Raw genomic sequence first — 21,865 nt, 5'->3', positions numbered from 1 at the left:
TAGTTACGCTATGACCAATATAGTGGTGATTCCGGATCGAGAGGCGCTAGCCCAAGTATCGAGAATAATACGTGCAGAGATTATAGAGACATCCCATAAATCCGAAGCCATGCACTTGGGAGGATGCCTTTCATGCGTTGATATCTTGGTGTCATTATATTTCGGGGTCATGTCGATCCGCCCAGATGATCCCGATTGGCTAGAGAGGGATCGTTTTATCCTAAGCAAAGGACATGCAGCTCTTGCACTATATACGGTTCTTGCGCACCGAGGATACTATCCTCGCGAGCAAATAGACACCTTTAATAAAGATCAAAGCCGTTTCACCGAACACCCGATTTGGAAGAATCTTCCTGGCATTGATGCAACCACAGGATCGCTTGGGCATGGGCTGGGAATTGCCTGTGGCATGGCACTTGCTGCACGAATTAACGATAAATCTTATAGAACCTTTATTCTTATGAGCGATGGGGAATGTGAAGAGGGATCTGTATGGGAAGCGGCGTTGTTTGCGCCGGTACATCCCTTGGGAAAGTTAATTGCCATAATCGATTATAACAAATGGCAGGCTTGTGGTCGTAGCAACGAAATCATGAACCTCTCCCCGCTTAGCCTAAAGTTTTCCACCTTTGGGTGGGCAGCCTATGAAGTTGATGGGCACAATATCGGTGCAATGTTGTCACTCTTCCGCTCTATTCTTGATTCCCCTGATCAGCGTCCCGTGGTGATTATCGCCCACACCATCAAGGGGAAGGGTGTATCTTTCATGGAAGATGACAACAACTGGCATTATCGTATCCCCACCGCAGAGGAAGTCATGGCGGCACATCGGGAGCTGGATGTATTATGAGGGATAACTTTTCTTCTGAAGTTACTGCCCTCGCCGGTGCGGATCCCCGTATTGTCCTTTTGATGGCTGATATCGGCAATCATTTGTTTGATCGATTCAAAGAACTATACCCAGAGCGTTTTTTCAACTGCGGAATTGCCGAATCCAATATGATTAGTGTGGCTGCAGGACTTGCGATGAGTGGTCTGCGGCCTGTGGTCTATACCTTTTCTGCATTCGATGTGGGGCGTCCTTTTGAACAGATTCGTGTTGATTTAGCATTCCAGAATCTTCCGGTCGTAATCATAGGTCTTGGGGGAGGCCTAACTTATTCACCTCTCGGTCCAACCCACTATATCTGCGAAGATCTATCGATCACACGCTCCCTCCCCAACATGACGGTCATCTGTCCTGCAGATGCTGTTGAGACACGGGCCGCGATTCGGGTCTCCCTTCAGCACAATGGTCCTGTTTATATTCGCATCGGCAAGAAGAACGAACCGGTAATTCATGAGTGTGTCCCGAATTTTGTTATTGGTAAAGGAATTACCGTTAAAGACGGGACGGAGATCTGCATTCTCGGAACCGGTACTATCATGCCTGATGTGATTATTGCTGCCAAGCAGCTCAGTGAAGCCGGTTTTAACCCCCGTGTTGTCAGTTTCCATACGATCAAGCCGCTGGATACCGAACTTCTTGAGGAGATATTCTCTGACTATTCACTTGTTGTAACTGTCGAAGAGCACAGTCTCATCGGGGGATTGGGAGCCGCTGTGGCCGAATGGATCAGTGATCAGTCATCTCCATCAAAATGCCATCTTTTGAGGATAGGGACACCGGATGAATTCCTGTATCATGCAATCCACCAGAAAACTGCACGGGATGTATATGGACTTTCTCCAGAAAAGATTGCTAAAACCGTCTCCGCACACTATCGTCAAATCATCGAGAAAATGCATTGAATTATGATTGCCGTGCAGTCGCCCTATTCATGGATGAATCGATGAAATTATCTCCGAAAACAGCAGATGCTGGTCTCGTCATTGGCATTGACTTTGACAACACCATCATTCAGTATGGTAACCTATTTTTTGAAGCGGGGGTGTCGCTTGGGGTGATATCGGGAAATTCGAGTTGCAGTAAAAAAAAAGTCCGAGAGTATCTCATTGGACTTGGGAAGGAAGATTACTGGACTCGGATTCAGGGGCTTGTGTACGGGGAGTATATCCAGAAAGCAAAAGTAATGGAGGGTTTTTTCCCGTTTATTCACACATGCCATGAAAAAGGTTGGGATGTTTTTATCATCAGCCACAAAACCTATAACTCGATTACCGGTGAGAGATTCAATCTTCATACCGCTGCATCGAACTGGCTTGAAAAGAAGGGTATCTATGGCCCAGATATACAGGGGGTGGTAAAAGGCGTGTTCTTTGAAGAGACGCGACTCAGAAAGGTATGTCGTATAAACCAGCTGGGTTGTGATATAATGATTGATGATCTTCCTGATGTACTCCTTCACCCAGATTTATCCAGCGAGATTTTTAGAATCCTTTACGATCCAGACAGAACGAGTGAACTAGACCCTCGCTATGTTACATCAAGAACCTGGGATCAGGTACATGGAATTATTGAGAGGCATTATGAATAATCCGAAAGACTGTATAGGATCAGTTACGCAGAAACTGTTATCCGGCATCATAAGTGACCCGGATTATTTTGTGGTTCGCCCGCAGAGTGGGGGGGGCAACAACAAGGTATTCATCTTGGAACGGGAGGGGACACCGGAATATATCATGAAGCAGTATTTCCAACATGCTGCCGATCCCCGAGACCGATGTCGGGCAGAATGGACATTTCTTGAGTATGCTGCAAAAGTCGGTATATCCTGTGTGCCTAAGCCGGTCATTTGCGATCATGATCAAGGAATCGCCATTTATCAGTATATCTCTGGTAGTAGGATTCTTACAAATGGACTTCATCCGGATTATATCGATCAAGCATTATCTTTCTTCGAAGCGATTAATAGGAGAGATAATACTGGCAAAGGGAAATATCTCCAACCTGCCGCAGAAGCTTGTTTCTGCCTGCAGGATCACTTAGAGTGCGTGAATAGGAGGATCATGAGTCTGTTGCAGATAGATGCTGAATCATCGGTGGATCGGGAAGCTATAGACTTTGTCAGGCAGGAAATTTCTCCACGGTGGAAATACATCCAAACACATATTCACGAACAGGAAATATTGAGGTCGCATGGATCAAAAGAACGCTTATCGGACCGAGATATTATTATTTCCCCATCGGATTTCGGGTTTCATAATGCAATCCTCTCTGAATCCGGCACAGTTTTTTTCATTGATTTTGAATATGCGGGTCTTGATGACCCGGTAAAGATGATCTGTGATTTTTTTTGTCAGCCAGAGGTACCTATCCCTCATTCCTATCTCCCCTCTTTTTCAGATCGTGTGCTAAGGCGGATGGACAATCCAGAATATCACCGCCATAGGATAAGGATACTTATGCCGGCTTATATTCTCAAATGGTGCTGTATAATCCTTAATGAGTTCCTCCCCCTAGGGAGGGCCCGGAGGATGTTTGCGAAAAACGATCCGGATATCGATGCAATAAAAGAAAAACAACTTAATAAAGCGAGGGGATTATTATCCACAATTGACTAGGATTGTGGTGGATGGATAATCTCGTTGTCGTTAGGCGGGTTTATTGTGAGAAATCACTCGTTTCTTGCCCGAGGATATACCTAGATCCTCATTGGATTGAAATATATCCCGCGAGTTATCTCTCGGTTATCTTATTCACTAATAAGGCAAAATAATACTGAAGCAAGTGAAAAGTGACTAATATGGGAGAATTATTAAATTTCGTTACCCCGTTGCATAAAAAAACAAAACGGGACTATCTGGCCCGCATGGTGGATGATAAAGTTCGCTGCATGCAAAAGGCAAAAGAGTATGGCTATGAATATTGGGATGGGGACCGGCGCTTTGGCTATGGAGGTTACACATATCGCCCGGGATACTGGAGGCCGGTTGCGGAACAGTTGATCAAGCGATATCATCTTCGGGAGGGGGATAAGATTCTCGATGTGGGGTGTGGAAAAAGCTTCCTTCTGTATGAACTGCAACTCCTGATTCCCGGTTTAAAAATCCAAGGATTCGATATATCTGAGTACGGGATGGAGCACTGCCATCAGGATTTTAAAGGTGGTCTCTTCAAACACCGGGCACAGGATCCATATCCCTTCAAGGATAAAGAGTTCGATCTCGTGATCTCGCTTGCCTGCCTCCATAACCTCAATATTTTTGAACTTAAAACTGCACTATGCGAGATCGAACGGGTGGGAAAGAATAAGTATATTATGGTGGAAAGTTATCGGAATGAACTCGAGATGTTTAATCTTGAGTGTTGGGCATTGACCGCCGAGTCCCTCTTCGATCTGGAGGAATGGATCTGGATCTACAAAGAGTTCGGGTATACAGGCGATTATGAGTTTATCTATTTCGAATGAAAGGTAAGATCATGCAAATTTCACGGATGAAAGCGGCTATACTGGCTGAGACCAACAAACCCTTGATTGTTGATGAAGTGCAGCTACCAGAAGCACTTATCTGTGGGCAGGTTCTGGTGAAAATTGTCTATAGTGGGATCTGCGGAGCCCAGATCAACGAAATTACTGCCGCAAAAGGTCAAGACAAATTTCTTCCCCACCTTCTGGGACATGAAGGTTCGGGAATTGTTCTTGAAACAGGACCCGGTGTAACTACGGTTAAATCGGGAGATCACGTGGTGCTTCACTGGAGGAAGAGCAATGGGATCGAATCAGCAACGCCAAAATACCTTTGGAACGGGAAACCGTTGAATGCCGGATGGGTTACGACATTTAATGAATATGCGGTAGTGTCGGAAAACCGAATTACACAAATCCCTGATGATTTTGACATGAGACTGGCCCCCCTCTTTGGCTGTGCTGTAACAACAGCTCTCGGTGTGATCAATAACGATGCTCAAGTCAAGATCGGGCAGTCTGTCGTGGTTTATGGTGTTGGTGGCGTAGGTCTGAACATTATTCAAGCCGCTAAAATGGTCTCGGCACATCCTATCATTGGTATAGATCTTATCGACCACAAACTAGAAATGGCACGACAGAAGGGAGCCGATTATTGTTTCAACTCAACAAAAACGCCAGCACTCATTGATCAAATTAAAACGGTTACTGGTTCTAACGGGCCAGATGTAGTTATAGATACTACAGGGAATTCAAGGGTGATCGAGCAAGCATATGATCTGACGCACCCGGATGGCAGGACAATCCTCGTGGGAGTTCCGCGGAAGGGTGACAACGTATCAATATACACGCTCCCGATCCACTTCAACAAGGTTCTGAAAGGTAGTTACGGCGGCAGCTGTATCCCTCATATTGATATCCCACGATATGTCCGTCTAGTCGATGCGGGAATCCTGAATCTGGATGGGCTAATCACCCATGAATTTACATTGGATAAGATCAATGACGCAATTCAGTTGATGCGAAGCGGTACTTCAGGGCGGATTTTGATCTCGATGGAGTGATCGGATCATCATGGATTAGGAACCTCACTAAGAAATTCCGTATATCCTCATGAAGCACTATATACGGATCGTAATAACGAGCATTATTTCAGCAGATAGCATTATATAAAAACAAAAAACGGTCCGAAGAGGTAAATCTTCAATAGGTTGGTCATCATGGAAAAGAAACCAAAAGAGTCACAATACCAGGTCTGTTTCGATCTAAAAAATACATTTGGGTTCTCACGGTTTGGTCTTATGAGTAATCAGGTCTGGCATGATGATCCCAAACGGCTCGTTTTTTTATTATCACGTTATAAATTCGTGGCAAAGATGCTCTCTGGTAAACAGAATGTCCTTGAGATTGGATGTGCTGACGGATTCGGAAGCCGGCTTATTGCCCAAGAGGTGGGCAAATTAACTCTGATCGATTTTGATCCAGTTTTTATCAGCGATGCTCAGGAGAACATGGATCCCCGGTGGAAATATGCTTGTATGGTTCTTGATCCCACGGAAGATACCCCCCCGGGAAACTACGATGCCGCTTACTCGCTGGATGTTCTAGAACATATCCCAAAAGAGAAGGAACATCTCTTTTTACAGCATATTATCTCGGCCATTTCTAGTAATGGTATTCTCATTATCGGGACTCCTTCACTCGAATCGCAGAAATATGCATCACCTCCCAGCCGAGAAGGTCATGTCAATTGCAAAGATCACAAGGAATTGAGGAAGCTGTTGTCAGGATATTTCCATAATGTGTTCCTATTTTCCATGAACGATGAAGTAGTACATACCGGTTTTTATCCGATGGCTCATTATCTTTTGGCGATATGCTGTGGGAAAAAAGTGTGAACAGAATTCCTGAAATGACACCGACCGGTTCCGCTCTCATTATTGGTGCAGATAGTGCATTAGGTAAATTAGTAACGGCATATCTCAATTTACACAAGGAACCTGTTATTGGGAGTACCCGAAAGAAAGAGGCCTGTAACACTGACAAGATATTCCTTGATTTATCCGAAGATATTGATGATTCCTGGACCCCCCCGGCCAGTGTATCCGTAGCTTACATATGTGCAGCAGTGACATCACTAGAACAATGTCGTATAAATCCGATTCAAAGTGCACTCGTGAATGTGCAAAATACGGTAAAAATTGCAAGTCTTTGTATGCAAAATGGGATCTTTGTTATTTTCCCATCAACCAATCAGGTTTTTGACGGTTCGATTCCGCTACGGAGGCCGGGAGACCCAGTATCCCCGAAAACGGAATATGGCAGGCAGAAAGCAGAAGCGGAGAAGAGTCTACTTGCTTTGGAGGGGGATCTTGCAATCGTTCGATTCACCAAGATTATATATCCGCGTCTCCCCCTGATCCGGGAATGGATGGATGCACTGGGGTTGCATCAGGTAATTCATCCGTTTTCAGATTACAGGATGGCACCGGTTCCTGCACCTCTCGCGGTGGAATGCCTCTACAAGATTGCCGATAAAAGGATAAGGGGTATACATCATATATCTGCACCCCTAGACATTTCATACGCGGATGCAGCCCATCACATTGCCGATCGTATGCATGCGACGTCAGATCTCGTTAGGCCAAGAAAAACCGAAGATTTTGGTGTTTTTCTCGAACACAATCCGGCGTATACCGCTCTTGATGCATCGGACATTGAAAAAAAACTGGCAATTCGGATACCAAATGCATTAGCCTCTATTGACAGAGTGTTTTTTCCATGACTGATACATGTCATATCTGCGGGAATTCCCATCTCGAATTATTTGAGAAATACACCCGGTTTCATCGTGTTACTTCGGATAGTAAGCCTTGGCCACCGGGGGGTTCCCTCATATTATGTCATTCATGTGGTTGTGTCCAAAAACTAACCGATCTGGCTTGGCATGGGGAGATAGAATCGATATATAATGCATATTCCATTTACTTCCAGGGTGCTGGAACTGAACAGGAGGTCTTTGATATGGTGTCAGGAAACGCCAGTTCTCGATCTTCCCGTATTTTGGAGTGTGTAAGTCGGTTCGTGAAGATCCCGGCAACTGGGAAGCTCCTAGATATCGGCTGTGGTAATGGCGCACTGCTTCGCCGGTTTGGTGAAAAATACCCGGAATGGATGTTGTTTGGGATCGAATTGAACGACAAATATCAGAGAGAGGTTGAGACGATTCCCCATGTGCGGACGATGTATGTAAACAGCCAGCCGGATGTCATTAAGGAGACGTTCAATTGTATCACGATGATTCATGTTCTGGAACATATTATCCATCCGGGAAAATACCTCGAGAAGATCCTCACTCTTCTTGCCCATGACGGTATCCTAATTATTGAAGTACCAAATTTTGAAAAAAACCCTTATGATCTGTTGATTGCGGATCATTGCACTCACTTCGGCAACGCTGCGTTACAATCTTTACTTCTCCGTTCGGGTTTCGAGGTGATCTTTTCTTCTACAACATGCGTAACAAAGGAAATCACGGTAGTTGCGAGAAAGGGGAGCCACTTGACACAGAAATATCATATATCGATTGTCCAAGATTCCAGTGAGATCGTTTCAAGGTGTATTGATTTTCTTGAGTCCAACATTCGCGATGCACGTGTCTACGCTGAGACCCGAAAATTCGGTATATTTGGGACTTCGATTGCCGCAACATGGCTGTTCTCTGAGCTTCCGGAGAGTGTACACTTTTTTATCGATGAAGATGTAAACAGAATTGGAAAGATATACCTTGGTCGGCCGGTTTACGATCTCACTAGTGCACCTTCAGACAGTCTGATATTCCTCCCGTTTTGTCCACCCCAAGCTCGTGACCTAAAAGAACGCTTGGAAAAACAGAATGGGGCGCTGGAGTTAGCTTTTTCATTTAGTGATTGAACTCAATGTTTAGCGAAAACATCCCGGTTATTGAAGAAACTTTAGGAATTTCAGCATGAAGAGATGTCTAAATACACTATAGAATTAACAGTGAATGCAAGATGCCACAGTTTTTCGTTCAGAAATGCGATGAGCTCAAAGTCGCCCGGAGGTTTTTATGAAAACACTGGATCGACATATCTTTGAAATGCGCTCTGGGGGTCGGCCGGTATTGTTTTCGAAAATCCATGCCCTGCTGACCTATGGGGGAGTTATTATTTGCGGCTTCTGGGCCATACCCGCAGTTCTTTTGGTCCGCGGCCTTCGTCCATGGCGTCTGATCCGTTTTGGACCTATCAGTGCTAGCCGCATAGGTACCTTCATCATAGAGGTGGGTGGAATATGTCAGCGGCAATCTGAAGGAGCTTTGGATTTATACTGGTTTGATAAACCGATAAGCAATGTGTTCTGGGCGCAGATTGTCACACGTAACTTCTCTGTTTCCGCATGGGTTCGACCTCTGGATTTTTGGAACAGATTACTGCCTGGTGGAGATCGGCATTATCTTCAGCCTGCCGATCTGGCACAGATCACCACTTCCGATGATCGGGGGTGGCAGGAGAAAATCCGTGCCAGACTCGGTTTTCTTCCCCGAGAAGATGCACAGGCCCGTGCTTGGTTGAGCCGGCAAGGTTGGCGTGAAGGGGAGCCGATAATCTGCCTGCTCGTTAGAGACAATAGTTATTTAGATTTCACATACCCGAATACAGATCCTACACAAGGAAATAATGGTGCCTATAATCCGTTGTCCGGATACGGATGGAATCATCTTAATTACCGAGATTCTGATATTGCTACATATGTTCCCGCTGCGGAGTGGCTTGCGGATCAGGGTGCATGGGTCTTTCGGATGGGAAAAGTGATGAGCAAACCGATTCCCAGCAAACATCCTCGCATTGTCGATTATGCATTTCACTCGGAAAAATCAGATTTTTTGGATATATGGCTTTTTGCCCATTGTGATCTCTGTGTCAGTACAGGTGCGGGAATAGATACAGTAAGCGATATTTATTGTAGGCCCATTTTATTCCTGAATCTTCTTCCCCTGTGGATATCTTCACAGTGGGCCCTGACGATGCACCTGCCCAAGACATTAGTCTGGAAGGCAACCGGAATTCCCCTAACTTGCAGTGAGTACTTCACGACCTCCAATCATGCTGAATATTATGAGTGTATTGGTATCCGGGTTATCGATCTATCCGCAGAGGAGATATTGTTAGCAGTCCAAGAGCAGTGGCAACGCCTTCATGGTGATTGGGTAGATATTAGTGATGATATAAGGCGGCATAATCGATTTTGGAAGATCCTCAAAGAACATCCCGATTTCCCCAAATGTCATGGATGGACTGAGCCAAGATCCCGGGTAGGAACAGTCTGGCTTCGGTCAAAGGGTGATGATTTCTTAAAATAACCTTGAATTCCACTTCTTTAGTCTCTCTCTAAAAACAGGATCTACAATTGGTGGTTATTCTAGAAATCTTGGACACTACGTTGCATTCATTAGGAACTATCGTAAAGTACTTGAATGAAGCTTCATGAGCAGGGAAATACATACCGCCGTCTTTCTTGATCGCGACGGGGTTATCAATCAGGATCCCCCCCACTATGCCCATCGCATCGACCAGCTCATAGTGATCAAAGGCAGCGGAATTGCTATTAAGATGCTCAACGATGCAGGGTTCATGGTAATCGTGGTCACCAATCAGTCCGGTGTGGCAAAAGGGATGTACGAAGAGGCCGATATCCGGAATTTCAACAATGAGATGATGAGAAGGCTCGGGAACGACAATGCCCGTATCGATGCAATCTATTACTGCCCACATCATCCTGATGCGGTTGTACAGAAATACCGCATTGAATGTGAATGCCGAAAACCAAAACCTGGCCTGCTTCTTGAAGCGGGAATGAAATTCGGGATAGATTTTTCTGCATCTTTCCTTGTTGGTGACAAGTGGAGCGACGTTGAAGCCGGGCGCCAGGTCGGTTGTCGGACGAGTTTGGTCATGACTGGTCATGGGTACCAGGAATATGTAAATAACCAAGACAACACGGTTGATTATGTCGCGACCGATCTGCTCGATGCAGTTGAAAATTTTATTCTTAAAACGAAAAGATAGAAGTGGTCAAAACTACAGATAATACATGTGGGCTTTCATGAAGATATTTCTTGATACTGCTGAAATTGAAATGATCCGAAAATTCAGTTTTCTTGTCGATGGTGTCACAACCAATCCATCCCTCATCGCAAAATCTAAAACGGGTTATTCGTTTGAGGAACTGATCCGGGAAATATCCACCTTGGTAAATGGCCCGATAAGTGCTGAAGTAATCAATCTTGAAGCCGATATGATGGTGGAGGAAGCTCGGGCTCTCGCTGTGATCTCCCCGAATGTTGTGATCAAGATCCCCATGACCATGGAAGGTCTGAAAGCAACAAAACGCTTGGAGCAAATTGGTATCAAGACAAACGTAACGCTGGTGTTTTCAGCAAACCAGGCACTGCTGGCTGCAAACTGCGGGGCAACCTATGTGAGCATTTTTGTGGGTCGTCTCGATGATATTGGTCATAACGGCATGGAGGTAGTCCGGGATTCTGTCGAGATCATGAACCGTCACAACTACCCTACACAGATCATTACTGCAAGCATCCGTCATCCCATGCATGTACTGTCCGCAGCAAAAGCAGGATCGCATATCGCGACAATTCCTCCATCAGTGCTCGAGATGATGTCCCGGCATAACCTGACTGATAAAGGACTCGAACAGTTTTTGCGGGACTGGGAAAAATGTAAGGCATAATGGATTGCATTTATGTCATAAGTCATCCTTCCAGAATGACCGGATAACCCCCTTGGCATGTATTTGACTGCCTTATAGGAAGAATCGGTGTTTTACCACAAAGAATCATTACCATTATCAAGTGAGACAAGGGGATAGTATTGTCAACCATCAGAGACTCTTTGAAAATTTTATGGTTCCTCTTCAGGCCATTCAAGAAGACCCTTGCAGTATACCTTCTGGCAGTGATCGTGCTGAGTGGGCTTGAAGTATTCAGGGTCTCTCTAGTCTACCCGATCATTAACTATGGGCTTGGAGTCCAGAACACTCCAAAACTTCTGGATTCATTTTATGCAGCCCTGTTGCCGTCATCATTCACCCCTTTTATCGCAGCCGCGATATTGTTAATCCTAATATCCGTTATCATTGCCGCGTTTTATGCTCTCGTAACCTATCATGGGGCATATGTCATTGCATCCGTCCGTGATTCCTTGGATCGTCGTATATTTGAAAAAATCACAAATAATCCGTACAGCTATTTCGCCGGAAAAAAACAGGGCGATTTAATTTATATTGGTCAGGGTGCCGTGACTGATGCAAATAATGCAATCGGTGCATTGATCGATTTTGCGAAAAATTCATTGATGGCATTTTTATACTTGCTCTTTATTTTTTATCTCTCATTCTGGCTTACCATCGGATTGATAATTGCAGGTGGGATCTATGCCTTATTAGTGAGAAAAATTTTGTTTACACGGGTTTATAGGAATAGTTCTGAGCTGACAAAAACGTTTATGGAAAAATCTGTTGTTTATCAGGAGCTGATCACCGGAATTAAAACAATATTTATCACAGATTCGATGGGATTGTTCAAGAAAAAATATGATGCTGCTATGCAGAAACTCCTAAAAACCTATACGAATGTGGATACCCTCAATAAAATTCCCCCGGTAATCAACGATTTCATAATGTTTTCCATAATATCTCTTGGTGCCATTGGTCTCTATTTTGTTACTGCGGGCGATTTCATCGGATATATCGGAATTTTCGGGACCCTTATGCTTGCCCTTTACCGCTTAATTCCCAGCCTTAATCTGGCTCAGACAAATTTATCATCGATTGTCCAGTCCCTGCCGGCACTTGCGCTGGTATATACGGAACTGACGGCGGATAATGGTAAACCCGCTTCGGAGAACTTGTGTGAGGAAAAAAGGTCTTTTTCATTCAGGGATACGATTGAATTCAGGAATGTTTCATTCAGGTATCCCAAAGCTACCCGGGATGTCATTCATGATCTCTCATTTGATATCGGAAAAAACAAAAAAGTGGCGATCGTTGGTAATTCGGGATCCGGGAAGACAACAACCGCAAATCTTTTAGCACTCCTATACACGCCAGACCGGGGAGGGATTTTCGTTGATGGGATTCCTATAATGGAGTTCGATCGCTCTGAATACCTGAAATGTCTTGGCTACATTGGTCAGGAAACATTCATTTATCATGATACCATCAAAGAGAACATTCGGTTTGGGCTGGAACGGAGTGATCAGGAAATTATCGATGCGGCCAAACTTGCCGATGCGCATGAGTTCATCATGAACACTGATCACGGTTATGATACGATCATCGGGGATCAGGGGATCAAACTTTCGGGAGGGCAGAGACAGAGGATTGCTATAGCCCGAATTATCCTTCGTCATCCCGACATCCTGCTCCTTGACGAAGCAACCAGCTCACTAGATAATATCTCCGAAAAGAAGATTATTGATTCTGTCCAGAAACTCTCGGAAAATATGACGGTAATTACTATTGCACACCGACTATCCACAATCAAAGATTCGGATATTATTCATGTTATGAAGGGGGGCCGGATTGTTGAAAGCGGGACGCATGACTTTCTGATGGAACTGAAAATGGAGTATTACCAGTTGTATCTCGGTCAGGAAAGACAATCCGGCAATCCCTTGGCAGAAACCTCATATCTGTGAAAACCGAATGTATTATACTTAATTGATAATCTGATGTATGCCGTCCAATGATCGCGGCTATAACTAAAAATATCCGTGACCCGTTATGAAATCCAAAATCCTAGCCATTATCCCTGCACGGGGAGGCAGTAAAGGAATCCCCCAAAAAAATATTAAATTACTGCTTGGAAAACCATTGATCGTTTGGACAATTGAGCAGGCACTGTTGAGTGAATATATTGACCGGGTTTTTGTCAGTACTGATGATCCTGAAATTGCCTCTGTTGCCAGGGATGCTGGTGCAGATATCCCGTTCTTGCGTCCGAAAGAGTTTGCTCAAGACAATTCCCCAACGAGCGATGCAGTTATCCACGCGCTTGATGTTTTTGAAAAGGCGGGGGAATCCTTTGATATTATTGTCCTGCTAGAACCAACCTCCCCTTTAAGGGAAAATAGGGATATTGACAATGCCATCGAGTCATTTCTCCGGCATTCTCCAGACATCTCATCCCTCGTCAGTGTGGGGGAAGTACATCTCGAGAATCCCTATATCATGAAGACTGTCGAAAATAACTGTATTGTTCCCCTCCTTAAAAGTGAGCAAGTTTTTTTCCAGCGACAACAATTACCGGAGATTTTTTTCCCTTATGGTGTCATCTATATGTCATCCGTGCCGGCGTACCGTCAATGGAAAACATTCTATCAGAATAAGACGCTTGCGTATAAAATCGCGCGATGGCAGAATTACGAGATTGACGACATTTATGATTTTTATTGTGTTGAGGCAATTATGAAAAATTCGGTGAAGGAGGCAGGAAAGTGAATTTTCTAATTATTGGTCTTGGATCGATGGGAAAACGGCGGATCCGTTGCTTAAAAGCGCTTGGTTTCGGGGATTACATAACGGGTTTTGATATTCGGGAGGACCGACGGAAAGAGGCACATGATCACTATAATATACCTGTAATCGGGAATCTCGAAGAAAAAAGTCTCGGGAGGTTTGATTGCCTGATCATCTCTGTTCCTCCGGACAAACATGCAGAATATATCCGCTTGGCGATAATCTGCGGGATACCAGCGTTTGTAGAAGCAAGCGTCAATATCGAAGGACTTGAGGAACTCAATGTTCTGGCAAAAAAGGCAGGGGTATTTATTGCGCCATCCTGCACTATGCTCTTTCACCCGGCAATAAAAGATATCAAACGAATCCTTCAATCGGGAGAATTTGGCAAAATTACCAATTTCAGTTATCATTCCGGCCAGTATCTTCCTGATTGGCACCCTTGGGAAAGGGTGACCGATTATTATGTTTCAAACAGGGAGACTGGTGGCGGTCGGGAGATCGTTCCTTTTGAACTGACATGGATTGTTGATCTGATGGGGTTTCCCCAAAAAGTCAGTGGGTTCTTTGGCAAGACCCTGGATGTCGGTGCCGATATCGATGATACGTATGTGATCGGCATGGATTTTGGCACCTTTTTTGGAGCGCTGACAGTGGATGTTGTAGCACGTTTCGCAACACGCTCACTTATACTCAATCTCGAAAATGCCCAGATCCTCTGGAACTGGAACGAGCATCAGATTAAAATCTATGACGCAAACAATCTCCGATGGGTCTCCTATCAGCATCCCGAAGGGATATCCATTGCGGGATACAATAAAAATATCATTGATGATATGTATGTGGAAGAACTGAAATCATTTATTAATCGTGTGCGGGATAAAACGACCTACCCTAATTCGCTTGACAAAGATATCGCCGTTTTGAAAATTCTCAATCGTGCCGAAGGTAAAATATGATCAGAAATCGCGGTGCAGTGTTATGGGATAAAGCCAAGAGGGTTATTCCCGGAGGAACGCAATTATTATCAAAACGATCTGAGATGTTTTTACCCGATCTGTGGCCGTCCTATTATTCAAAAGCAAAAGGTGTTGAAGTCTGGGATCTTGACGGGAAAAAATATATCGATATGTCCATCATGGGTGTGGGTGCCTGTATCCTTGGTTACGCGGATGACGATGTCAATGCCGCGGTACATGCCACGGTGGACAAAGGGTCGATATCGACCCTGAACTGTCCTGAAGAAGTGGATCTTGCTGAATTACTCCTGAAACTACATCCTTGGGCGGGGATGGTCCGATATACCAAGACCGGGGGGGAGGCAATGGCAGTAGCGGTCCGGATCGCCCGTGCCCACACAGGTAAAGATATTGTCGCGTTTTGTGGCTATCATGGATGGCATGACTGGTATCTTGCGGCAAACCTTGCGGATAATAAAAATCTTGACGGACAGCTGCTTCCAGGGCTGGAACCCACGGGTGTGCCACGCGGCCTGAAAGGAACCGCACTGCCCTTTAATTATAATATGCTGGGCGAACTCGAAAATATTGTAGAGAAGCACGATGTCGGAGTGATCGTAATGGAACCTCTCCGTCATCACGAACCTGAACCGGGATTTCTTGCCGGGGTTCGTAAAATCGCAGATGAGATCGGGGCTGTGTTAATTTTTGATGAGGTTACCTCCGGCTGGCGGATGAACGTCGGGGGAGTCCATGCGCTCTACAAGGTAACTCCGGATATTGCCGTTTACGGCAAAGCCATGAGTAATGGCTATTCTATGGCGGCAGTAGTTGGAAAGAAAGAGGTTATGGAGAGTGCTCAGGAAAGCTTCATCAGCAGTACCTACTGGACGGAGGGCATCGGACTTGCCGCATCCATTGCCACCATCAATAAATGCAGGGATAAAAAAGTCCCTGATCATCTCATCTCTGTCGGAAAAGAAATCAGTCGTGGATGGGAAGCACTTTCACACGAATATTCCCTCCCCCTTGAAGTCATGGGAATTCCTCCGCTTACTACGTTTCATTTTGAAGCTGACAACAGCCAGGTGATGCATACATTATTCACGCAAGAGATGGTAAAACGGGGATTCCTTGCTTCAAAAGCGGTCTATGTGTCCTATGGTCATTCCTCACGGCATGTTGAGGAATACCTTACAAACGTAGGTGAGGTATTCGAGATAATTCGTAATGGGACCGAAAAAGGAAATCTCTCCTCCCTCCTCACGGGCCCAGTTGCACACGAAGGATTCAAGCGCCTGACATAAGGAGGTGGTTTCAGATGGATCGTTCAAAAGAAAATGTTGTAATAATTACCGGTGGTTTGGGACTTCTGGGAAAATCATTTTCCCAGGTATGTGCAGAAGCAGGGTACTCTCTTGTCATAGCTGACATTAATGATGAGGCAGGTTCACAAACTGCACATGAGATTATAAAAACAACAAGGAATGCCCGGGTCAGTTACCAACATTGCGATATTATGAATAGTGCCGATGTACAAAATCTGATCGGGCATTGCAAGGAAGAATATGGCACAATCTCCACGCTGGTCAATAACGCTTACCCCCGGAACAAGAACTACGGCAGGGTCTTTGAGGATGTTACCTATGAGGATTTTTGCGAGAATGTGTGTATGCACATGGGTGGCTATTTCAATATAACAAAATGGATTGCACGGGAAATGATGGCCCAGAAATCAGGAAATATCATCAATATGGCATCTATTTACGGTCTTGCTGCGCCTCGGTTCGAAGTATATGATGGAACATCAATGACCATGCCGGTAGAATATGCTGCGATTAAAGGGGGAATTATCAATCTAACCAAATATCTTGCTTCCTATCTCGGTAAGTACAATATCCGGGTGAACGCGATCTCTCCAGGCGGGATTGAAGATCGCCAGCCCTCATCGTTTATACAGAAATATTCATCAAATGTTTTCTATGGCGGGCGCATGGCCCGAGCTGATGATATTACCGGTGTTCTGTTATTTTTGTTGAGCGACCAATCCAAATATATAACCGGACAAAATATCATTGTTGACGGGGGATGGACGGCATAAGTATCAAGTCAAATAACAAAAAAATCAAAATCGGCAACCGGTTTATCGGAGATGGGGAACCGGTATTTATTATTGCCGAGGCCGGTGTCAATCATAACGGAGATCCAACTCTCGCAAAACAACTCATTGAGAAGGCAGCGGCTGCAGGTGCTGATGCGGTAAAGTTCCAGACATACCATGCAGAGAACCTTGTTACCTGCACTGCGGAAAAAGCCGGGTATCAAAAAAATACATCCGGTTCAGAGGAATCGCAATACGAGATGTTGAAAAAATTCGAACTCCCTGACAACGTTTTTCAGGAACTATCCGCTTATGCAAAAGAGCAAAAAATCCTTTTTTTATCAACCCCTTTCGATGAGGAAAGTGTTGATCTCCTTGATCGAACCGAGGTACCCGCGTATAAGATTTCTTCCGGTGAAATTACCAATTTCCCGTTGTTAAAAAAAATTGCAGGAAAAAAGAAACCGGTTATTCTGTCCACGGGAATGGCTACACTTGGTGAAGTTGAGGCGGCATTTCACTACTTAAAAAAACAGGGAGTTCACGATGTTATTCTCCTACATTGTACCACCAGCTATCCTGCAGCACTGCCTTCAGTAAACCTCCGTGCAATCCAAACGTTGCAGTGTGCATTTCAGGTGCCTGTCGGCTATTCAGATCACACCTTGGGAATCGTGATTCCCATCGCCGCAGTTGCCATGGGGGCATGCGTCTTGGAAAAACATTTCACTTTGGATAAATCCATGCCGGGGCCGGATCATAAAGCCTCGCTTGAACCAGATGAATTACGGGCAATGGTAGAGACGATATGTGAAGTAGAAAGTGCTCTGGGCAATGGTTACAAAAAGCCAAATGAAGAAGAGGAATTAATAAGAAGAGTTGCCCGAAGGAGTATTGTTGCCCGCCAGGATATCGCTTCGGGATCATTTCTCAAAGAAAGTGATCTTATAATAAAGAGGCCTGGTACAGGAATAGAGCCCAAATACTGGGAATCACTCCTTCAAAGGAAAACACTGTCACCGATTCAAAAAGACCAGGTCATCAACTGGGACATGATAGAATGAAGCGGAAGATCCTCTATATAAGTGGGACTCGTGCAGATTATGGATTAATGCGATCAGTGCTCCGCAGCATTCACAACCATCCAAAGCTGTCTTTGGACATTGTTGTTACAGGTATGCACATGATGGATGAATTCGGTAATACCGTTGAGGAGATCGAAAAGGATGGATTCAGGTACCATCCCATTGACATTCGTTACAGAAACGATACCAAAGAATCAATGGCTCTCTTTATTGGGGAATTCCTTCAGGATCTTGTACCGATGATCCATCGTCTCCAACCAGATATTATACTGATACTTGGTGACAGGGGAGAAATGCTTGCCGGAGCTATTGCCGGTGTTTATTTGAACATTCCTGTAGCCCATATCCATGGGGGGGAGGTTACCTCGACTGTCGATGACTATGCCCGACATGCGATAACGAAACTTGCACAGATCCACTTTGTTGCTACTGAGAAAAGCATGGACCGGATAATTGGAATGGGTGAGGATGTATCTCGGATTTTTGTAGTTGGTGCCCCAGGCTTGGATCAAATTTTACACGAACCGCTCATGAACTGTGATGAGCTTGCACAGAAATACCAAATTGATTTTTCAGAACCGGTCATTCTTGTTATTCAACATCCGGTCACTCTTGAGTCGGACAAAGCTCCAGACCAGATAAGGGAGACAATAGAGGCTGTTGTTTCATTACACTATCAGACGATTATAATTTACCCCAATGCAGATGCCGGAGGGAGAGCAATGATTAACGTGATCGGAGAATATGATAAATTATCACATATACACATATTCCCCAACCTCCCTCACAGGGATTATATCAGTTTGCTCAAGCAGGTGAGTGTTCTTGTGGGCAATTCCAGCAGTGCGATTATCGAGGCGCCTTCGTTTGGTGTTCCTGTGGTAAATATCGGTACCCGCCAGAGAGGCCGGGAACGGGCGGATAATGTCATAGATGCCGGAAATGATCGAAAGAGCATATGTGCGAGCATTGATAGTGCCTTGCATGATTTTGCATTCAGGCAGAAAGTCAAATCCTGCAAGAATCCCTATGGCGATGGAAATGCATCAAAAAGAATCAGCAAGATTCTTTCTGAAATAAATATTAATGAAGCGCTCTTGGTCAAATCGAACTAACCCGGAAAAAGTGAATCTACAGGGAGAATGAACATGATAACAAAAACAAAAATTTCTCCGGGTATGATCAATCTCAATGGGAGGAGTGTTGTTGATTATGCTGTTTAAAAATTGGGAGCCCCCGGAGATCAAAGATGGAGACCCAACAAAATACCAATGGATAGTAAAACACACGAAAAATTTTCATCTTGGTTATAAAACCGATATCGGAGCGTTTTCATATGTTAATGCGGAACAGGGTGTCATAATTGAAGATTTTGTCCAGATCGGATCACATTGTTCTGTCTATTCTGTTTCAACAATTGATAATAAAAAAGGAGAAGTCCGGTTGAAGAAGGGGTGCCGCATCGGTACGCATTCGGTAATTATGCCGGGAGTAACTGTGGGAGAAGGATCGATTATCGGAGCCTTCAGTTTTGTAAATCATAATATCCCGGATGGCGTTCTCGCGTACGGTGTCCCTGCCAAAGTTGTGCGAACATTACGCGGTGATGAAATTATTGAAATCCAACAAAAGGAGTCATCTGAATGACCTGGAAGATACCCCTTTTCAAAATGTACTGGGATACGGATGATACCAAGACCGTTGAGACCGCAATACGCTCCGGAATGAACTGGGCGGTGGGACCAAACGTTACTCAGTTTGAGCAGGGACTTGCGGAATATCTGGGGACACAATATTGTCTGACGTTTAACTCCGGAACATCTGCGCTTCATGCAGTCCTTCTCGCGCATGGTATTGGTAATGGAGACGAGGTGATCGTCCCATCATTCACGTTTATCGCAACGGCAAATGCGCCAAAATTTGTCGGAGCCCGGCCGGTATTTGCTGATATTGAAGAGACCACACTCGGACTGGATCCTGAGAGCGTGGTAAATGCCATCACTCCGAAAACCAAAGCGATTCTTCCCATCCATTACGGAGGCTGTCCTTGCAGGATCAGAGAGCTGAGGGAGATCGCAGATGATCATGACCTTATCCTGATAGAAGATGCCGCTGAGGCATTTGGGGCATCGATCGGAGGAAAACGGGTGGGATCATTTGGGGATTCTGCTATGGTCAGTTTCTGCCAGAACAAGATCATCACAACCGGTGAGGGTGGTGCACTGATTACAGATTCGCGCGATATTTATGAGAGACTTAAACTGATCCGATCGCATGGACGCTTGGATACCGCAGACTATTTCTCCTCATCAGAATCGATGGATTATATCACCCTTGGTTACAACTTCAGACTATCCAACATCCTGGCCTCTCTCGGGCTTGCCCAGCTGCGGAAAGCAGAAGAAATAATCCGGATGCGCATTCATATTGCAGAGTTGTACACTGCTCTTTTCCAGAAGAAGTGCCAGGAGGTCCGGCTGATGGTCGTTCCAGAACATTACCGGCATGTGTTTCAATTATTCTCGATCAGGGTCCCCAAGCGTAATGAACTAATGGAATCTCTTAAAAAGAAAGGAATTATGTCAAAAATTTATTTCTCACCTGTACACCAGACAAGTTATTATCGTCAGGCCCTCAATTATACCGCAATCTTACCGGTCACGGAGAATGTCGCAAACGAGATTTTGAGTTTACCGATATATCCCGGTATGCCGGAAGAAGATATTTCAACAGTCGTTGAAGGGATTTCAGAGTTTTATGGAGCTGCATGAATGGACCTGAAGGAGTACTACAACGGAAAAACCGTCCTCGTAACGGGTGGTGCAGGATCTATCGGGAATTTCCTTGTCCGTGAACTTCTCAAATATGACGTGCATAGTATCAGAGTTTTCGATAACAATGAGACCGGTCTTTTCGATCTTGAACAGGATCTGGCGTCTGAAAAGATTCGATCCTTTATTGGTGATATCAGGGACAAGGAGCGGCTGATGATGGCAATGGACGGTGTGGACATCGTTTTCCATGCAGCTGCGCTCAAACACGTACCCTTGTGTGAATTTAATCCATTTGATGCAGTGAAAACAAATATTATTGGAACGCAGAATGTTCTGGATGCAGCACTTGCCCAATGCGTCCAAAAGGTAATCACAATCAGTACAGACAAAGCAGTTAATCCCTCAAATGTAATGGGTGCAACCAAATTGCTGGCTGAGCGTCTGACGATTTCTGCAAACAGTTACCGAGGTAAAAAGAAAACAATCTTTTCATGTGTGCGGTTTGGAAACGTCCTGAATTCCCGAGGATCCGTAATTCCTCTTTTTATTAAGCAAATTCGAAAGGGAGGGCCGATTACTCTCACCCATCCAGATATGAGACGATTTTTTATGGATATTCCCTCAGCAGCCCGCCTGATACTCACTGCAGGAATGTGTTCTACGGGTGATGAGATATTTATCCTGAAGATGCCCGTTCTTCGCATCATGGATCTTGCGGAAGTGATGAGGGATGTACTTGCGCCTCGATATGGTCTGAATCCCAAGAATATTGCGATTTCAATTGTGGGGATGCGATGTGGAGAGAAGATTGATGAAGTGCTGATGACCGCAGATGAAACAACCAGCGTCTTCGAAAACGATGATATGTATATTATCGTGCCAAAGCAGGTTGTTTATTCTGAATATTCCCCCTCCACAAAAGTCCCCCATGGGTTTAGATCCGCAGTAGTGGATTCGTTCTCGTCAGAGAATGTGAAGCTGATTACAAAGAGGGATATTCGGAGATTGATTACTTCATTTGATGAATAAACCAAGAATC

General features: G+C 44.8%; 22 protein-coding genes. All 22 read left to right on the top strand.

What is annotated here, in order from left to right; all coding sequences use genetic code 11:
* Window positions 1-10 precede the first annotated feature (10 nt).
* Entirely contained in the window at window positions 11-850 is an 840-nt protein-coding gene (locus BP758_RS04650) for a transketolase (RefSeq protein WP_292369194.1), read from the top strand.
* Window positions 847-1,791 carry a transketolase family protein gene (locus BP758_RS04645; protein WP_292369192.1) on the top strand — a complete coding sequence of 315 codons (945 nt, stop codon included), beginning with the start codon at window positions 847-849 and terminating at the stop codon, window positions 1,789-1,791. The genes BP758_RS04650 and BP758_RS04645 overlap by 4 nt, the downstream gene beginning before the upstream one ends.
* Window positions 1,792-1,820: 29 nt before the next feature.
* Window positions 1,821-2,477 carry a hypothetical protein gene (locus BP758_RS04640; protein ID WP_292369191.1) on the top strand — a complete coding sequence of 219 codons (657 nt, stop codon included), beginning with the start codon at window positions 1,821-1,823 and terminating at the stop codon, window positions 2,475-2,477.
* Window positions 2,449-3,504: a phosphotransferase gene (locus BP758_RS04635; RefSeq protein WP_292369189.1), complete on the top strand. Its 1,056-nt coding sequence runs from the start codon at window positions 2,449-2,451 to the stop codon at window positions 3,502-3,504. Before BP758_RS04640 ends, BP758_RS04635 begins: the two co-directional genes overlap by 29 nt.
* A 182-nt stretch (window positions 3,505-3,686) precedes the next feature.
* Window positions 3,687-4,352, top strand: a complete 666-nt coding sequence (locus tag BP758_RS04630; protein ID WP_292369187.1) for a class I SAM-dependent methyltransferase — start codon at window positions 3,687-3,689, stop codon at window positions 4,350-4,352.
* A complete protein-coding gene (locus tag BP758_RS04625) occupies window positions 4,349-5,413 on the top strand; it encodes a zinc-binding dehydrogenase (protein ID WP_292369185.1) in 1,065 nt (354 codons plus the stop codon). The genes BP758_RS04630 and BP758_RS04625 overlap by 4 nt, the downstream gene beginning before the upstream one ends.
* Before the next feature lie 156 nt (window positions 5,414-5,569).
* Window positions 5,570-6,247 (top strand): class I SAM-dependent methyltransferase, encoded by a 678-nt coding sequence (locus BP758_RS04620; protein WP_292369183.1) that lies wholly within the window; start codon window positions 5,570-5,572, stop codon window positions 6,245-6,247.
* A complete protein-coding gene (locus BP758_RS04615; protein ID WP_292369181.1) occupies window positions 6,226-7,134 on the top strand; it encodes a sugar nucleotide-binding protein in 909 nt (302 codons plus the stop codon). Before BP758_RS04620 ends, BP758_RS04615 begins: the two co-directional genes overlap by 22 nt.
* Window positions 7,131-8,282, top strand: coding sequence for a class I SAM-dependent methyltransferase (locus BP758_RS04610; RefSeq protein ID WP_349680498.1), 1,152 nt, complete (start codon window positions 7,131-7,133; stop codon window positions 8,280-8,282). Before BP758_RS04615 ends, BP758_RS04610 begins: the two co-directional genes overlap by 4 nt.
* A gap of 157 nt (window positions 8,283-8,439) precedes the next feature.
* Window positions 8,440-9,732 carry a TIGR04372 family glycosyltransferase gene (locus BP758_RS04605; protein WP_292369176.1) on the top strand — a complete coding sequence of 431 codons (1,293 nt, stop codon included), beginning with the start codon at window positions 8,440-8,442 and terminating at the stop codon, window positions 9,730-9,732.
* Between the two features lie 124 nt (window positions 9,733-9,856).
* Window positions 9,857-10,438, top strand: a complete 582-nt coding sequence (gene gmhB, locus BP758_RS04600) for a D-glycero-beta-D-manno-heptose 1,7-bisphosphate 7-phosphatase (RefSeq protein WP_292369173.1) — start codon at window positions 9,857-9,859, stop codon at window positions 10,436-10,438.
* Window positions 10,439-10,475: 37 nt separating this feature from the next.
* Window positions 10,476-11,120: a fructose-6-phosphate aldolase gene (fsa, locus tag BP758_RS04595; RefSeq protein ID WP_292369171.1), complete on the top strand. Its 645-nt coding sequence runs from the start codon at window positions 10,476-10,478 to the stop codon at window positions 11,118-11,120.
* Window positions 11,121-11,260: 140 nt separating this feature from the next.
* Window positions 11,261-13,087: an ABC transporter ATP-binding protein gene (locus BP758_RS04590; RefSeq protein ID WP_292369169.1), complete on the top strand. Its 1,827-nt coding sequence runs from the start codon at window positions 11,261-11,263 to the stop codon at window positions 13,085-13,087.
* A gap of 85 nt (window positions 13,088-13,172) precedes the next feature.
* On the top strand, window positions 13,173-13,889 hold the full coding sequence (locus tag BP758_RS04585) for a cytidylyltransferase domain-containing protein (protein ID WP_292369167.1): 717 nt from the start codon (window positions 13,173-13,175) through the stop codon (window positions 13,887-13,889).
* Window positions 13,886-14,866, top strand: coding sequence for a Gfo/Idh/MocA family protein (locus tag BP758_RS04580; protein ID WP_292369164.1), 981 nt, complete (start codon window positions 13,886-13,888; stop codon window positions 14,864-14,866). The genes BP758_RS04585 and BP758_RS04580 overlap by 4 nt, the downstream gene beginning before the upstream one ends.
* A complete protein-coding gene (locus tag BP758_RS04575) occupies window positions 14,863-16,173 on the top strand; it encodes an aminotransferase class III-fold pyridoxal phosphate-dependent enzyme (protein ID WP_292369162.1) in 1,311 nt (436 codons plus the stop codon). Before BP758_RS04580 ends, BP758_RS04575 begins: the two co-directional genes overlap by 4 nt.
* 14 nt (window positions 16,174-16,187) lie before the next feature.
* Window positions 16,188-16,967 carry an oxidoreductase gene (locus tag BP758_RS04570; protein WP_292369159.1) on the top strand — a complete coding sequence of 260 codons (780 nt, stop codon included), beginning with the start codon at window positions 16,188-16,190 and terminating at the stop codon, window positions 16,965-16,967.
* On the top strand, window positions 16,955-18,031 hold the full coding sequence (gene neuB / locus BP758_RS04565; protein WP_292369158.1) for an N-acetylneuraminate synthase: 1,077 nt from the start codon (window positions 16,955-16,957) through the stop codon (window positions 18,029-18,031). The genes BP758_RS04570 and neuB overlap by 13 nt, the downstream gene beginning before the upstream one ends.
* Window positions 18,028-19,167 (top strand): UDP-N-acetylglucosamine 2-epimerase, encoded by a 1,140-nt coding sequence (gene neuC / locus BP758_RS04560; protein WP_292369157.1) that lies wholly within the window; start codon window positions 18,028-18,030, stop codon window positions 19,165-19,167. Before neuB ends, neuC begins: the two co-directional genes overlap by 4 nt.
* A gap of 76 nt (window positions 19,168-19,243) precedes the next feature.
* Entirely contained in the window at window positions 19,244-19,699 is a 456-nt protein-coding gene (locus BP758_RS04555) for an acyltransferase (RefSeq protein WP_292369154.1), read from the top strand.
* On the top strand, window positions 19,696-20,823 hold the full coding sequence (locus BP758_RS04550; RefSeq protein WP_292369152.1) for a DegT/DnrJ/EryC1/StrS family aminotransferase: 1,128 nt from the start codon (window positions 19,696-19,698) through the stop codon (window positions 20,821-20,823). The genes BP758_RS04555 and BP758_RS04550 overlap by 4 nt, the downstream gene beginning before the upstream one ends.
* Window positions 20,824-21,855: a UDP-N-acetylglucosamine 4,6-dehydratase family protein gene (locus BP758_RS04545; protein ID WP_292369150.1), complete on the top strand. Its 1,032-nt coding sequence runs from the start codon at window positions 20,824-20,826 to the stop codon at window positions 21,853-21,855.
* Window positions 21,856-21,865: the final 10 nt, after the last annotated feature.

This window comes from Methanoregula sp. UBA64, from assembly GCF_002502735.1.
Classification (GTDB): domain Archaea; phylum Halobacteriota; class Methanomicrobia; order Methanomicrobiales; family Methanospirillaceae; genus Methanoregula.
Note: the sequence above shows the minus strand (reverse complement) of the source record. Positions and strands in the feature narration are given on the sequence as shown.

Coding starts and splice junctions, on each gene's coding strand:
- gmhB (WP_292369173.1), top strand. CDS start 9,857: ATGAGCAGGGAAATACATACCGCCGTCTTTCTTGATCGCGACGGGGTT.
- neuB (WP_292369158.1), top strand. CDS start 16,955: ATGGACGGCATAAGTATCAAGTCAAATAACAAAAAAATCAAAATCGGC.
- BP758_RS04575 (WP_292369162.1), top strand. CDS start 14,863: ATGATCAGAAATCGCGGTGCAGTGTTATGGGATAAAGCCAAGAGGGTT.
- BP758_RS04555 (WP_292369154.1), top strand. CDS start 19,244: ATGGGAGGAGTGTTGTTGATTATGCTGTTTAAAAATTGGGAGCCCCCG.
- BP758_RS04615 (WP_292369181.1), top strand. CDS start 6,226: ATGCTGTGGGAAAAAAGTGTGAACAGAATTCCTGAAATGACACCGACC.
- BP758_RS04605 (WP_292369176.1), top strand. CDS start 8,440: ATGAAAACACTGGATCGACATATCTTTGAAATGCGCTCTGGGGGTCGG.
- BP758_RS04635 (WP_292369189.1), top strand. CDS start 2,449: ATGGAATTATTGAGAGGCATTATGAATAATCCGAAAGACTGTATAGGA.
- BP758_RS04550 (WP_292369152.1), top strand. CDS start 19,696: ATGACCTGGAAGATACCCCTTTTCAAAATGTACTGGGATACGGATGAT.
- BP758_RS04645 (WP_292369192.1), top strand. CDS start 847: ATGAGGGATAACTTTTCTTCTGAAGTTACTGCCCTCGCCGGTGCGGAT.
- BP758_RS04640 (WP_292369191.1), top strand. CDS start 1,821: ATGGATGAATCGATGAAATTATCTCCGAAAACAGCAGATGCTGGTCTC.
- BP758_RS04625 (WP_292369185.1), top strand. CDS start 4,349: ATGAAAGGTAAGATCATGCAAATTTCACGGATGAAAGCGGCTATACTG.
- BP758_RS04610 (WP_349680498.1), top strand. CDS start 7,131: ATGACTGATACATGTCATATCTGCGGGAATTCCCATCTCGAATTATTT.
- BP758_RS04630 (WP_292369187.1), top strand. CDS start 3,687: ATGGGAGAATTATTAAATTTCGTTACCCCGTTGCATAAAAAAACAAAA.
- BP758_RS04585 (WP_292369167.1), top strand. CDS start 13,173: ATGAAATCCAAAATCCTAGCCATTATCCCTGCACGGGGAGGCAGTAAA.
- BP758_RS04570 (WP_292369159.1), top strand. CDS start 16,188: ATGGATCGTTCAAAAGAAAATGTTGTAATAATTACCGGTGGTTTGGGA.
- neuC (WP_292369157.1), top strand. CDS start 18,028: ATGAAGCGGAAGATCCTCTATATAAGTGGGACTCGTGCAGATTATGGA.
- BP758_RS04620 (WP_292369183.1), top strand. CDS start 5,570: ATGGAAAAGAAACCAAAAGAGTCACAATACCAGGTCTGTTTCGATCTA.
- BP758_RS04545 (WP_292369150.1), top strand. CDS start 20,824: ATGGACCTGAAGGAGTACTACAACGGAAAAACCGTCCTCGTAACGGGT.
- fsa (WP_292369171.1), top strand. CDS start 10,476: ATGAAGATATTTCTTGATACTGCTGAAATTGAAATGATCCGAAAATTC.
- BP758_RS04650 (WP_292369194.1), top strand. CDS start 11: ATGACCAATATAGTGGTGATTCCGGATCGAGAGGCGCTAGCCCAAGTA.